We start from the raw sequence: 12,275 nt of genomic DNA on the forward strand, positions 1-12,275 counted from the left end.
CATCGAAGCCAACGGCCACGCCCTCCGGTCAGGGCGAGGGCGGGTCTCCATCGTAATGGCGGGCACGCGGCCGCGCAGGACTCTTCAGGAGGACGTGGCCACCCGAGGACGCTTCGCGGCGGACGCCATCTGGGGCTTGTGCTCACGCAGCCAGTCCACCGTGTCGCGCAGCGTCTGCTCCAGCGGGCGGAAGCGCACCCCCAGCTCCCGCTTCGCCTTGGACGAGTCCACCCGCAGCTTCGCGCGCATGACGCGCACCCCCTCCACCGTCAGCGCCGTCTCGCCCCCCGTCAGCCGGGCCCACGTCTGCCCCAGCGCGCCCAACATCAGCGCCAGCGCGTGGGGCAGCACCCTGCGCGGCGCGGGGATGCCCGACACCGCCTCAATCGTCCGTGTCAGCGTGCCCAGGTCCACGAACTCGCCGCCCACCAGGTAGCGCTCCCCCGAGCGTCCCTTCTGGGCCGCCACCACGGTGGCCTCGGCCACGTCGCGCGCGTCCACCAGGCACGAGCCCCCCTCGAGCAGGGCCGGCATCTTCCCCGCGGCCAGGTCCAGGATGAGCTGCCCCGCGGCGGTGGGCCCCGCGTCCCCGGGACCGAACATCCACCCCGGCAGGATGTAGACCACGTCCATGCCCGTGCGCGCGCTGAAGGCGTTGAGCTCCCGCTCCGACTCCACCTTGCTCTTGAAGTAGAGGTTGCCGGCGAGCAGCGCCGCGGGCGGCGTCGACTCGTCCCCGGGCGAGCCGTCCGCCTTGGCGCCCACCGTGCCCGAGGAGCTGATGTCCACGAAGCGCTTCACCCCGCGCTGCTGGGCCTCCTCCGCCAGCGCCACCGTGGCCGTCACGTTGATGGCATACAGCTTCGGCCAGTGGTCTCCCGCCGCGTAGTATTCGCGGAAGTACGCCGCCGTGTGGATGACCACGTCACAACCCTCCAGCGCGGCCGCGAAGCCCTTCACGTCCAACATGTCCCCTTCCACCACCTCCACACCGGACAGCCCACCGAGCACCTGGCGCGCCTTCGCCGGCGAGCGCGCCAGCGCCCGCACCGTGTGCCCCCCCGCCACCAACGCCCGCACCACGTTGTTGCCCAACAGCCCCGTGCTGCCCGTGACGAATGCGCGCATCCAGCGGCTCCCCGTTAATGTGAACGATGTTCAAATAAAGGCCGGTCTGAACACTGTCAAGATGAACGGGCGGGCAAGGAGGCTGGGGCGATGACGACCCGGACGAAGAAGGCGGCGGCGCCCAAGCGGCGCACGTACCACCACGGGGATTTGCGGCAGGCGCTGGTGGACGCGACGTTGAAGCTCATCGCGACGGAGGACGTGGGCGCGGTGTCGCTGCGGGAGGTGGCGCGGCGCGCGGGCGTCACGGCGGCGGCGCCGTATCACCACTTCCGGGACAAGGACGCGCTGCTGGCGGCGGTGGCGGAGGAGGGGTATCGGGCGCTCAACGCGCGGATGGACGAGGCGATGACGAAGGCCCGGGCGCCGCGCATCGACGGCCAGCTCAAGGCGCTCGCGCGGTGCTACGTGCGCTTCGCGGTGGAGCACCCGGCGCACTACCGGGTGATGTTCCGGCAGGAGTGGAGCGACGTGGAGAAGTACGCGGGCATCCACACCGAAGGCATGCGCGCCTACGCGCGGCTGCAGGAGCTGGCGCAGGAGGTCCGCGTGGCCTCGGGGGGCAAGGTGGAGATGGACATCCTGGCCTTCACCATCTGGTCCTGGGTGCACGGGCTCGCGGCGCTGTGGAACGAGGGGCCGCTGCGCAAGAAGAGCCAGAGTGACTCCATCGAGCCGCTGCTGGAGCGCTCGTCGGAGATGTTCGTCGGATGGGTGGTGGGCAAGGGGCCGTGAGGCTCGGCTCACCCGACGACGGAGTGGAGGATGCGCTCGAAGAGCCACGGGCTGTGGCCGAGCATCCGGACGATGGGGCGTCGCAGCCAGGGACGGCGCGCCAGCATCAGGAGTGAGCGCGTGGCCCAGGCGTACTTGCGGAACACCTGCTGGAAGCGCGCCTCGTAGGGCTGGAGCACGTCGCGCGTCGCTCCCCTCGCGAGCGCGTCCGGCAGGAGCTCGCCCAGTGACTCCGCGCAGGAGAAGGCGAGGGAGAGTCCTTCTCCGGTGAGCGCGTCCACGTAGCCCGCGGCGTCGCCCACCAGGGCGAAGCGGTCCGCCACGCGCACGCGGGCCACGCGCGCCAGCGGACCCGCGCCTCGCACCTGCGAGTCCGGTGTCGCGGTGGACAGTCTCGCCTCGAGCTTCGGGAAGCGCGACAGCAGCGTCTCGAAGCCCACGCGCCCCTCCACGCCTCCGTCCTCCCAGAGGAAGGCGAGCCCCACGCGCCGGGCGCCCGCGGGCGTGACGTAGGCCTCCACGCCGTTCGCGAAGTGCACCTCGACGTAGGGAGTCCAGGGTTCGAGCTGGAAGTGGCGGCGCAGGCCGAAGCGCCGAGGCCCCTCCGCGTCCAGCTCGAGTCCCTCCGCGCGCCGCAGGGGTGAGGCGAGCCCGTCCGCGGCCACCAGCATCCGCGCCTGGACCTCTCCGTCGACCAGCTCCAGCGTCACGCCGTCGCCGACGCGGCGATGCGACACCACGTGGGTGCGCTCGCGGAGCTCGGCGCCCGCTTCGCGCGCGCGGGTGACGAGCGCCTCGGCGAGCGCCACCCGACGCACGCCGAGCCCTCCTGGCGCGGGGAGGAGCCCCTCCGCCGTGCTGCCATCCTCCTGCACGTAGCGGATGCCCACGAACGGCGCGCTCTGCGAGCGGTCCAGGTGCGTGAGCGCGCCCAGCCGCTCCAGGGCCGCGAGCCCCGCGGGCATGAGCCCCTCGCCGCAGGCCTTGTCGGCCGGGAAGGAGGCGCGCTCCAGCACCACGGTGTTCAGCCCCCGCGTCGCGGCGTGGATGGCCACGGCGAGCCCGGCCGGGCCTCCTCCCACCACCGCGACGTCATACCGACTCATGGCGCGGACTCCGCCAGAGACCTCGCCTCCGCGCAATGGCGCCACATCCGGGAGCCGCGCGGTGCTCGGCCCCGCGTGGCGCTCGGCCCCTCGCCACCTGTCGCGCAGGGGACGTCTCCCGCCAGGACCCGCGCGGCGCGGCGTCTCACGAACGAAGCTCCTTGCCCACCCTCTCCGGAGTGTCGACGGCTCACGTGTCGTGCTCCACCCGCGCCATGGCGAGCACGCCGTGCGCCATCTCCGCCGCAATTCCCGCCTGCCTCGGCGGCGACGGCGCTCCGGAGAGTCGACGGCTCACGTGTCGTGCTCCGCCCGCGCCATGGCGAGCGCGCTGCGCGCCATCTCCACCGCCATGCCCACCATGCCCACCTTCTTCGGCGGCGACAGCTCTCCGGAGAGGTGCCGCCGCAGCGCCTCCATCCGACGCAGCTTCCCGCTCGACGTGCGCGGCAGCGTCCCCGGCTCCAGCAGCTTCACCGTGTGAGGACGCACGCCCGTGGCCTCCACCACCGCCGCGCGGATGCGCTCCTCCACGGCCTCGTCGGCGTCCGTCCCACCCCGCTCCGCGAGGATGAGCAGCGCCTCGTCCTGTCCACCCTCGGGCGTGAAGCCGAGCGCCACCGCGCACCCCGTGCGCACGCCCTCCACCGACTGGAGCGGCTCCTCGAAGGACTGCGGCGCGTGGTTCGCCCCGCGGATGATGACCACGTCCTTCGCGCGCCCCGTCAGGTACAGCTCCCCCTCCGCGATGAAGCCCAGGTCTCCCGTGTCCAGCCACCCGTCCAGCGTCAGCGCGCGCCGCGTGGACAGCGCATCCCCGAAGTAGCTGCTCATCAGCGACGGCCCACGCGTGAAGACCTTCCCCACGCGCTTGTCCGGCAACACCCCGCCCTGCTCGTCGCGAACCTCCACCTCGAAGCCCGCCACCGGCGAGCCCACGCTCACCAGCCTCCGCGCCCCCTCCTCCACCCGGCCCTCGCTCGCGAGCAGCCCCGGGTCCACGCCCAGCGAACGGGGACCCCGGCCCTCCGGAGGGAACGTCACTGCCAGCGACGCCTCGGACAGTCCGTACACCGGGCGCAGCGCGCGCGCGGAGAAGCCCCACCGCTCGAAGCGCTCCACGAAGCGCTGCAGCGTCTCCGCGGACACCGGCTCCGCGCCGTTGAGCGCGTGCTTCCACGACGACAGGTCCACGCCCTCCAGCTCCGCGTCCTTCACCCGCTTCAAACACAGGCCATACGCGAAGTTCGGCGCCGGCGAGATGAAGCCCCGGTGCCTGGACACCGCGCGAAGCCACAGCGCGGGGCGCGCCAGGAAGGCCTCGGGCGGAATCAGCACCAGGTTCCCCGGATAGTGCAGCGCCGAGAGCAGACAGCCGATGAGCCCCATGTCGTGGTACAGCGGCAGCCAGCTCACGCCCACCCGGGGACTGTCGGGCGGCACCGGCATCGCCACCTCCAGCGCCCTCAGCTGCGCCAGCAGCGCCCCATGCGTCAGCGCCACCGGCTTGGGGTCCACCGTGGAGCCGGAGGAGAACTGGACGAGGCCCAGCGCGTTGGCGCCCACCTCCACCTCGCGCCCCTCGTCGTCGCGCGAGACGTCCTCCACCGTGTGGCAGCCCAGGCGGGGACGGGACTTCTCCACGCTCGGGCCCAACAGCAGCCGCACCCGCGAGTCCGTCAGCACCAGGCACGCCTCCGTCACCTGGAGCATCCGCGCCGTCGTCCGGTGGTACTCCTCCAGTCGCCCCAGCCGCACCGGCGGATACAGGGGCACCGGCACCGCGCCCGCGAGCAACGCGCCGAAGTAGGCATCCATGAAGGCCGGCGAGGTGGGCAAGAGCAGCGCCACCCGCTCGCCCTCGCGCACGCCCAGGCGCGACAGCCCCGCCGCCGTGCGCCGCGCGCGTCGGTACACCTCCGCCCAGGACAGCGAGGTCTCCTTCTCGGCCGCGTCCACGAACGTCAGCCGGAAGTCCGTTTCGGCCGTCGACGCGAGCATCGCGTTCACCGTGGGGAACCGCACCGCGGGCAGCGTGGGTCCCCTCACGAACGGACCTCCGTCGCCACGCGCGCGGTGGACAGCACGCGCCGCTCCACCAGCTTCGTCAGGTCTCCCACCGTGCGTACCCCCTGCGCGTCCTCCTCCGACAAGCGGATGCGGAAGCGGTTCTCCAGCCCCACCGCCAGCACCGTCAGCCCCAGGCTGTCGAGCTGCAGGTCCTTGAGGAGGTCGAGCCCGGGCTCCACCTCGCCCTTCCACTCCAGCTCCTCGGCGGCGATGCGACGAATCTCCGCCAGGACCTCCAGTTCGAGCTCAGCCACGGGGCACCTCCGGAAGGAAACGGGGACGATGGGAGAACGCCTTCGCGTACACGTCCCCCAGGGCCGCCTCCTCCGCGCGGATGCGCACGAAGAGCAACCCCAGGTTCCCCACCGAGAAGCACACGGCCGTCCACCACGCGCCATGGATGAGCGGCACACACGCCAGCTCCAGCACCACCGCGACGTAGTTGGGGTGGCGCAGGAAGCGGTACGGCCCCCCCTCCACGGGGGGCAGGCCCGGCACGACGATGATGCGCGAGTTCCACCGCGAGCCCAGCGTGGAGATGGCCCAGTAGCGAAGCCCCTGCGCCACGAGCGCGCCGCCGAGCGCCGCCCAGCCCAGCACGCCCGGGAAGGACCGGTGCAGGAGGAACACCTCCGCCACGCACGCGACGAGGAACAGCGTGTGGAACACCACCATGAAGCGGTAGTGACGCTGCCCCGTCTCCACCCCTCCCCGCGCGAAGGCCCACGCCGCGTTGCGCTTGGAGAGCACCAGCTCCACGAGCCGCTCCAGCACGAGCGCGCCCATGTACCCCAAGAACACCCCTTGCGTGAGCGTCACCATCGCAAGAGCACCATCTCCGCGCAGAAGCCCGGCCCCATCGCCATCATCAGGCCCCAGTCCCCCGGCTTCGCGTCCGCCTTCTCCAGCGTCTCACCCAGCACGAAGAGCACCGACGAGGAGGACAGGTTGCCCACCTCGCGCAGCGACGCCCACGAGCGCGTGAGCGCCTCCTGCGGCAGCTCCAGCGCCTGCTCGAAGGACTCGAGCACCTTGGGCCCGCCGGTATGCGCCACCCAGTGACGGATGTCATCGCGCTTCAAGCCGTGGCTCGCGAGGAAGGCGTCCACGTTGCCGCGGATGTGGTCCTTGACCAGGTGGGGCACCTTCGCGGACAGCACGACCTTGAAGCCCGAGTCCACCACGTCCCAGCCCATGGTGCGCTCGGTGTCCGGGTAGAAGACGGAGCGCGAGGCCACCACGCGGGGACCTCGGGCGCCGGGGGCCTGGGCACCCCGGAGCACCGCGCACGCGGCGCCGTCGCCGAAGAGGCCGGAGGCGATGATGTTGGGGATGGACAGGTCCTCGCGCTGCAGCGTCAGCGAGCACAGCTCCGCGGACACCAGCAGGGCGGTGTGCGTGGGGAAGGCGCGCAGGTAGTCGGCGGCGCGTGCCATGCCGGCCGCGCCCGCGACGCAGCCGAGCCCGAAGATGGGCGTGCGCTTGAAGTCCTCGCGGAAGCGCAGCCGGTTGGCGAGCCGCGCCTCGACGCTGGGGGTGGAGATGCCCGTCACGGTGACGAAGAAGACGTGGTCCACGTCCGTGGGCGTCAGCTCCGCCTGCTCGAGTGTCTTGCGCACCACCGACTCGCTGAGGGCGGTGGCCTCGCGAATCCAGGCGTCGTTGCGTTGCTGGAAGGTGACGAGCTCGCGGTACGCGTCGATGGGGAGCGCCAGGTAGCGGCCTCCGACCTGGACGGCGCGGTGCAGGTCCTCCAGGCGCTCCAGGTTGAAGTGGCGCGTGGCCCACAGCTCGCGGAAGGCGGCGATGAGCTGTTCCTGCGAGGCGTAGTGAGGCGGAAGTGCTCTTCCCACGGAGCGGATGAAGGGCGAGCTGCTGTCCTGGCCGGTTGCGCTGTGCATGAAGGTCTCGGGTCCGTGCGGCGCTCAGGGGTACGCTTAGTCGGAAACGCGTGGAGGACGCGACACCTGTCCCCCCGACTGAACGAGTCCCGACGCCGCGGCGCCTTTCAGTGTCACACGGTAGACGGCGGGCTCGCGCGCGTGAAGGCACCGGGCTCCCCGTGTCTCGCGGAGGACAGCGGACCGCGTGTGCCGGGACGACCTTCGACACGCCTTGGGCACACCTTCCTGCGTGAGGGCGGGACACGCTAGCGTGCGGCGCGATGAGATTCGCAACCGTCGTCCTGGGCGCCGTGCTGTCGGGGCTCTGCGCGTGCAGTCACTCCCGGCTGGGTCCCACTCTGCCCGCGAGCCACGGCCATCTGTCCCGGACCATGGCCCAGTACCTGGATCCGAAGACGGAAGGCCTGGAGGTCCAGGCCGCGCTGGGGGTTCCCTCGCACAGCGTCGAGACGAGCGTCGTGGTGGAGCCCGCCGAGGCACCGGCCATCTTCGCCGAGGCCATGCAGGTGCTTTCGGGCAAGCCCACGGAGGAGCATGTGCGGCAGGCCTCCGCGGACCTGTCCGCTGCGTGCGACGCGGCGCTGACACAAGCGTGTGACTACCTGCGCACGAACTTCCAGCCGCCCAGGCGAATCGCGGGTGAGCCGCCAGGGTTCCCCGAGGAGGCGATGCGGGAGCGGGCCATGGCGGTGGTCATTGTCACCTTCCAGCTGGGCGTGGACGGCCTCCCCCGCCATGTGCAGGTGCTGGAGTCGGCGCCGTATGGGCTCACCGAGGCGATGCTGACGTCGGTGAAGGGGATGCGGTTCCAGCCCGCGATGCTGGCGGGGCATCCCATCGAGATTCCGTATCAACTCCAGATGAACACGCGGTTCCCCGGGGCGAAGCTCACGCCCCAGGAGGAGCTGGAATGGGGGCGCACGCGGGCGGCGCACTTCCCGACCAGCCCGGCGGCCTGGGCACATGTGGCGCGCGCCTACGCACGCGACCTGCCCGAGGACCCGCAATACGAGCGCGCCTTGAGGAAGCTCACCGTCCTGGCCCCCAATTACTGGTGGGCCGCGACGGAGCTCGCGTGGTTGCATGCGCGCGCGGGCCGTTACGACGAGGCCGCGCCGCTGGCGCGCGTGGGTCGGAAGATGTCGTCCCACAATCCCTACGCGCTGGAGACGAGCGCCCTCGTCGCCTTCCACCAGGGCCGCTGCCAGCAGGCCGTCCAGGAGCAGCAGCAGGCCGTCGCGAAGCTGCCCGCCAAGTGGCCTCGCGAGGAGCAGGAGCGCTTCCAGCGCGTGCTCACCGACTACCAGCGCCAGTGCGAGACCGCACCCACGCCCGCGAGCCACTGACGCGGCCGCCCATCGCATTCGAGAGGCGCCCCACGAGGAGGCGCCTCACCGCCGCTACGACCGCCGTCGCCGTCCCACCCCTACGAACACCAGCGCCGCCCAGCCCAGCGCACCGGGCGCGGCCGCACAGCCACTGTCGTCGTCATCGTCGGGAGTCTGGGGCACCTCGGGCTCAGGCTCGGGCTCCGGTGTCACCTCGACACACGGCGCGCCGGACGTCTCACCCGTGAGGCACAGCGTGCCGTAGCGGCCCGTGCCCTCGTGGCGACCGTCCACCACCGCGATGATGACCCGGCTCGCATCTGACGCCGTCACGTTCGCGGTCAGCGGCCCCGGCCCATCCACGCGCGTCACCCGCAGGACCGCGGTGTCCGTCACCGCCGCCACCAGCAGGTGCTGCTGCGACGAGTTCGCGACGTCCCGAGGCACATACCGAGCCCACACCCGCTCCGAGCCACCCGGCACCTCGAAGTAGCGCGCCGACGCCGTCGTCAGCCGGACGCCCTCCTCCTGATAGGGCAGCGTCTTGGCCATGGGCTTGAGCCCGACATACCCCCCGCCCCGCGCGTAGCCCTGTGACGCATTCGCCCGCGCGCCCGTGGACAGGTTCCACGTCGAGAACTCCGTGAACGCAGCGTCGAAGCTCAAGCTCCAGTCGCGCCCCAGGAGGCGGTCCACCACCACCGGCCAGCGCGCCTCCGGCGACGTGACGCTCTCCTCCCACAAGCGCAGGATGGCCGCGTCACCCACGCGCTCGCCCAGGTACTGGAAGAACAGGCTCGCGCCATAGCTGAAGGACGCCGCCGGCCCCGTGGGGTCCTGCACCAGGCTGGAGTCCGTGCGCGACAGGTACGACGCGGAGAAGTGCTCCAGGTCCTCCAGCGACGCGTCGAACCGCTCGCTCGCCCACACCGCCGTGCCCTCCGTCACCACGCCGCCCATGCCCGTCCTGTACGCGGACTGCACCGCATGGAAGAACTCGTGGCTGGCGAGGATGTCCACCGCCGTCTCGTACGAGGGGTAGTCGTACCCCGCGAAGTCGTTCTCCTGGAGCATGTGCCCCACGCACCGCAGGCCCGACTCCGTCTCGCAGTCGTCCAGCCGGAACGCCCCGTCCGCGACGCCGGCGAAGTCCACCAGGTACACGTCGAACAGGCCGTCCCCGCCGTTGTCCGCCACCGCCGCGTCGCTGCCCGGCAACACGAAGCCCAGGCTCACGTAGAAGTCCGCGACGCGCTCATACGCGCGCCCGACGACCTCGACGGCGTCGGGCACGCCACTGCCATCGGCGTCCCCCGCCGGCACCGCGTTGAGCCCGACGCGGGAGAAGTGGATGCGGAAGCGCCCCTTCGGGGACACCACCGACTCCACCTGCTCACCCGCGCCGAAGCTCGGCGGCACCGCCAGGGGCGAGGTGGGGCGCGCTCCCGCCTGCTGCCCCTGTCGCCCCGCGGTCAACGTCTCCGGACGCTCGTGCGGCGCCCGCGTCGACTCCACGGGGCCACATCCCAGGGCAAGCAGCAGAAGCCACGCCCCGAGCCTCACGGCAGGAACGCCCACTTGATGCGGATGGAACCCGAGCCGCTCGGCGTCGGCGCCGCGCCCGTCTCGTTGCACGTCTGCTGCGCGGCGGGCTCGTAGTAGCCCATCACCTCCAGCTTCACGTGACGACCATCCGCCAGGCGCACCGCGAACACCTGCCCCGTCATCTGCACGCAGCGCACCGGGTACTCCCAGAACGCGCCCAGCGCCGTCTTCGGACCGTTCAGGCCCGAGTCATCCGGGATGAGCGTGCAGGTGCCCGAGGAGTCGTCCCACCACTTCTCCGTCTCGAACGTCCAGGAGGAATCCACCGCCGCCACCTGCGCGAACGTGGTGCCCTCGGCGACCTTCGCCACCGACACGCACGACGGCCCCGACGTGCCGCTGTTGACGCGCATCGTGTAGCGACGCACCGCGATGTCCCAGTCCTGCGACACCAGCGCCTGGTGGTCGTGAATCTGGACCTGCTCGGCGCCCGTCGCCGTGAACCGCAGGTACGTATAGGACATCGTCGGGTTGAGACCGCCCGCGGTGGAGTCCACGAACGTCAGGAACTCGCCCGACGTCGTCCCCTCCTCACGCACCACGCCCGTGTTCACCACCGTGCGCAGCGACAGCGTGTCGATGGTCTGCTCGGCGCAGTTCACCGTCGTCGGGCCACACACCTGCGGCCCCGCGTCCGGCGTCCCTGAATCCGGCGTGCCCGAGTCCGGCGTGCCCGCGTCGTCCTGCTGGCCCGCGTCCGGCGTGGGGTTGGGCGTGGGGTCCTTGTCGTCATCTCCGCAGCTCGCCAGCAACGCCAACGACATGACCACGGCGACCAGGACCCACAGGCCCTGCTGTCCGGCGCGCCTCGGCAACGCCTGCTCGGTATGACTCATCTTCGTATCCCTCTTCCCTGAACGGACTGCGTGACGTGCCCACCGGAGCGGGGGCCCCGGCCTTCCTCGTCGAGGGCCCCCCTTCACGCGCGCGCACACCGCACGCCCCGAGGGCTCCACCTCACTCGACAGGGCGGCACCCTACTTGATAACGATTCTCATATTCAATATTGGATTTTGGACCCCGGAAACCCGGATGAAGACAGGACAAGCCCCGCGAAGGCCTCGGGAGGCCTCCTGGGAGGACGGGGAGCGGAGGCGGCGGGGGCTACTCGAAGCGGTAGCCCTTGGGCACCACGACGATGCCGCTCTCGGTGACGGTGAAGCCCCGGGCGCGGTCGGCGTCCAGGTCGTAGCCCACCTTCGCGTTGGGCGGCACGCGCACGCCCTTGTCGATGATGGCGTTCTTCACCTGGGCATGCCGGCCGATGTCGACCTCGTCGAAGATGACGGAGCGCTGCACGCTGGCGTAGCTGTTCACGCGCGCGCGGCGGAAGAGGATGCTCTCGCGCACCACGCCGCCGGAGATGATGCAGCCGCCGGCCACCATGGAGTTGAGCGCGCGGCCCACGCGGTCACCGGATTCGTGGACGAACTTGGCGGGCGGGCTGTACTCGCTGGCGGTGCGCAGCGGCCACTCGGCGTTGAAGATGTCAAACTCCGGGTTCACCGACACCAGGTCCATGGACGCCTCGTGGTACGCGTCCAGCGTGCCCACGTCGCGCCAGTAGGTGTTGGGCCCCGTCTGGCCGGGGATGGGGTTCCTGGCGAAGTCGTACGCGTGGATGTGATAGCCGTCCTTGAGCGCGCGCGGCAGCACGTCCTTGCCGAAGTCGTGCTGCGAGCCCTCCGACTTCGCGTCGATCTCCAGCAACTCCGCGAGCACCTTGCTGCGGAAGATGTAGTTGCCCATGCTGGCGAGCGCGGTGTCGGGCCGGCCGGGGATGGGCTTGGGGTTCTTGGGCTTCTCCTGGAACTCCGTCACGCGGCCGCGCTCGTCCACCTGCATGACGCCGAAGCGGTGCGCGTCGGCGAGCGGCGTGGGGTACGCGGCGATGGTGATGTCGGCGCGCTGGGCCTCGTGCTGCTCCAGCATGTGCGCCACGTTCATCTTGTAGATGTGGTCGCCGGAGAAGATGGCCAGGTGCTCGGGGCGGTGGTTCTCCACCAGGTGCATGTTCTGGTAGATGGCGTCCGCGGTGCCCCGGTACCAGACGGGCCCCAGCTCCTCGTACAGGTACATCTGCGCGGGGACCAGGGTGATGAAGTAGTCCGACAACAACACCGAGCCGAAGCGCCAGCCGCGCTGGATGTGCTCCGTCAACGACTGCGCCTTGAACTGCGTCAGGACGTAGATGGAGTAGATGCCGGAGTTGATGAAGTTGTTGAGCGCGAAGTCGATGATGCGGAACTTCGAGCCGAAGGGCACCGCCGGCTTCGAGCGTCGCAGCGTCAGCGGCGCCAGCCGGGTTCCCTGGCCTCCGGCCAGCACCATGCCCAGGATTCGCGTGCCCATGTCGAGGTGTTGCCTCCCTGGCGCCGTAGTATAGGGGGCCCAGGGAG

Annotated in this window: 11 protein-coding genes; 2 read left to right on the forward strand and 9 right to left on the reverse strand. The window is 71.1% G+C overall.

Features of this window, described 5'->3' with window-relative positions; all coding sequences use genetic code 11:
• Window positions 1-84 precede the first annotated feature (84 nt).
• Window positions 85-1,128 (reverse strand): SDR family oxidoreductase, encoded by a 1,044-nt coding sequence (locus tag AC6JA9_RS37710; protein ID WP_223782724.1) that lies wholly within the window; start codon window positions 1,126-1,128, stop codon window positions 85-87.
• Between the two features lie 90 nt (window positions 1,129-1,218).
• On the opposite strand from AC6JA9_RS37710, the gene AC6JA9_RS37715 reads away from it, so the two are divergent.
• On the forward strand, window positions 1,219-1,863 hold the full coding sequence (locus AC6JA9_RS37715) for a TetR/AcrR family transcriptional regulator (RefSeq protein WP_497958589.1): 645 nt from the start codon (window positions 1,219-1,221) through the stop codon (window positions 1,861-1,863).
• Window positions 1,864-1,871: 8 nt separating this feature from the next.
• On the opposite strand, the gene AC6JA9_RS37720 is transcribed toward AC6JA9_RS37715, so the two are convergent.
• From AC6JA9_RS37720 to AC6JA9_RS37740, 5 genes are all read right to left on the reverse strand, one after another.
• Window positions 1,872-2,969, reverse strand: coding sequence for an NAD(P)/FAD-dependent oxidoreductase (locus AC6JA9_RS37720; RefSeq protein WP_223750750.1), 1,098 nt, complete (start codon window positions 2,967-2,969; stop codon window positions 1,872-1,874).
• Window positions 2,970-3,263: 294 nt separating this feature from the next.
• Entirely contained in the window at window positions 3,264-4,970 is a 1,707-nt protein-coding gene (locus tag AC6JA9_RS37725; RefSeq protein WP_473568810.1) for a fatty acyl-AMP ligase, read from the reverse strand.
• A gap of 44 nt (window positions 4,971-5,014) precedes the next feature.
• Complete coding sequence (locus AC6JA9_RS37730) at window positions 5,015-5,293, reverse strand: phosphopantetheine-binding protein (RefSeq protein WP_141332129.1); 279 nt, start codon at window positions 5,291-5,293, stop codon at window positions 5,015-5,017.
• Window positions 5,286-5,861, reverse strand: a complete 576-nt coding sequence (locus AC6JA9_RS37735; RefSeq protein WP_223750748.1) for an isoprenylcysteine carboxyl methyltransferase family protein — start codon at window positions 5,859-5,861, stop codon at window positions 5,286-5,288. The genes AC6JA9_RS37730 and AC6JA9_RS37735 overlap by 8 nt, the downstream gene beginning before the upstream one ends.
• On the reverse strand, window positions 5,855-6,940 hold the full coding sequence (locus tag AC6JA9_RS37740; protein ID WP_223750747.1) for a type III polyketide synthase: 1,086 nt from the start codon (window positions 6,938-6,940) through the stop codon (window positions 5,855-5,857). The genes AC6JA9_RS37735 and AC6JA9_RS37740 overlap by 7 nt, the downstream gene beginning before the upstream one ends.
• 263 nt (window positions 6,941-7,203) lie before the next feature.
• Here AC6JA9_RS37740 and AC6JA9_RS37745 point away from each other — a divergent pair, with 263 nt between their 5' ends.
• Window positions 7,204-8,289, forward strand: a complete 1,086-nt coding sequence (locus AC6JA9_RS37745; RefSeq protein ID WP_497958590.1) for an energy transducer TonB — start codon at window positions 7,204-7,206, stop codon at window positions 8,287-8,289.
• Between the two features lie 54 nt (window positions 8,290-8,343).
• On the opposite strand, the gene AC6JA9_RS37750 is transcribed toward AC6JA9_RS37745, so the two are convergent.
• The 3 genes from AC6JA9_RS37750 to glgC form a co-directional block, all read right to left on the reverse strand.
• The gene (locus AC6JA9_RS37750) at window positions 8,344-9,786 is read right to left on the reverse strand and encodes an MXAN_6640 family putative metalloprotease (protein ID WP_497958591.1); all 1,443 of its coding nucleotides are present in this window, start codon (window positions 9,784-9,786) and stop codon (window positions 8,344-8,346) included.
• A gap of 44 nt (window positions 9,787-9,830) precedes the next feature.
• Window positions 9,831-10,712: an HmuY family protein gene (locus AC6JA9_RS37755; protein WP_223750744.1), complete on the reverse strand. Its 882-nt coding sequence runs from the start codon at window positions 10,710-10,712 to the stop codon at window positions 9,831-9,833.
• Between the two features lie 268 nt (window positions 10,713-10,980).
• Complete coding sequence (glgC, locus tag AC6JA9_RS37760) at window positions 10,981-12,228, reverse strand: glucose-1-phosphate adenylyltransferase (protein WP_223750743.1); 1,248 nt, start codon at window positions 12,226-12,228, stop codon at window positions 10,981-10,983.
• Between the last annotated feature and the right edge of the window lie 47 nt (window positions 12,229-12,275).

This window comes from Myxococcus sp. MH1 (genome assembly GCF_059738865.1).

Bases quoted from the DNA above. Each gene is read 5' to 3' on its own strand.
- AC6JA9_RS37715 (WP_497958589.1), top strand. From the start codon at position 1,219: ATGACGACCCGGACGAAGAAGGCGGCGGCGCCCAAGCGGCGCACGTAC.
- AC6JA9_RS37735 (WP_223750748.1), bottom strand. From the start codon at position 5,861: ATGGTGACGCTCACGCAAGGGGTGTTCTTGGGGTACATGGGCGCGCTC.
- glgC (WP_223750743.1), bottom strand. From the start codon at position 12,228: ATGGGCACGCGAATCCTGGGCATGGTGCTGGCCGGAGGCCAGGGAACC.
- AC6JA9_RS37725 (WP_473568810.1), bottom strand. From the start codon at position 4,970: ATGCTCGCGTCGACGGCCGAAACGGACTTCCGGCTGACGTTCGTGGAC.
- AC6JA9_RS37720 (WP_223750750.1), bottom strand. From the start codon at position 2,969: ATGAGTCGGTATGACGTCGCGGTGGTGGGAGGAGGCCCGGCCGGGCTC.
- AC6JA9_RS37745 (WP_497958590.1), top strand. From the start codon at position 7,204: ATGAGATTCGCAACCGTCGTCCTGGGCGCCGTGCTGTCGGGGCTCTGC.
- AC6JA9_RS37710 (WP_223782724.1), bottom strand. From the start codon at position 1,128: ATGCGCGCATTCGTCACGGGCAGCACGGGGCTGTTGGGCAACAACGTG.
- AC6JA9_RS37755 (WP_223750744.1), bottom strand. From the start codon at position 10,712: ATGAGTCATACCGAGCAGGCGTTGCCGAGGCGCGCCGGACAGCAGGGC.
- AC6JA9_RS37740 (WP_223750747.1), bottom strand. From the start codon at position 6,940: ATGCACAGCGCAACCGGCCAGGACAGCAGCTCGCCCTTCATCCGCTCC.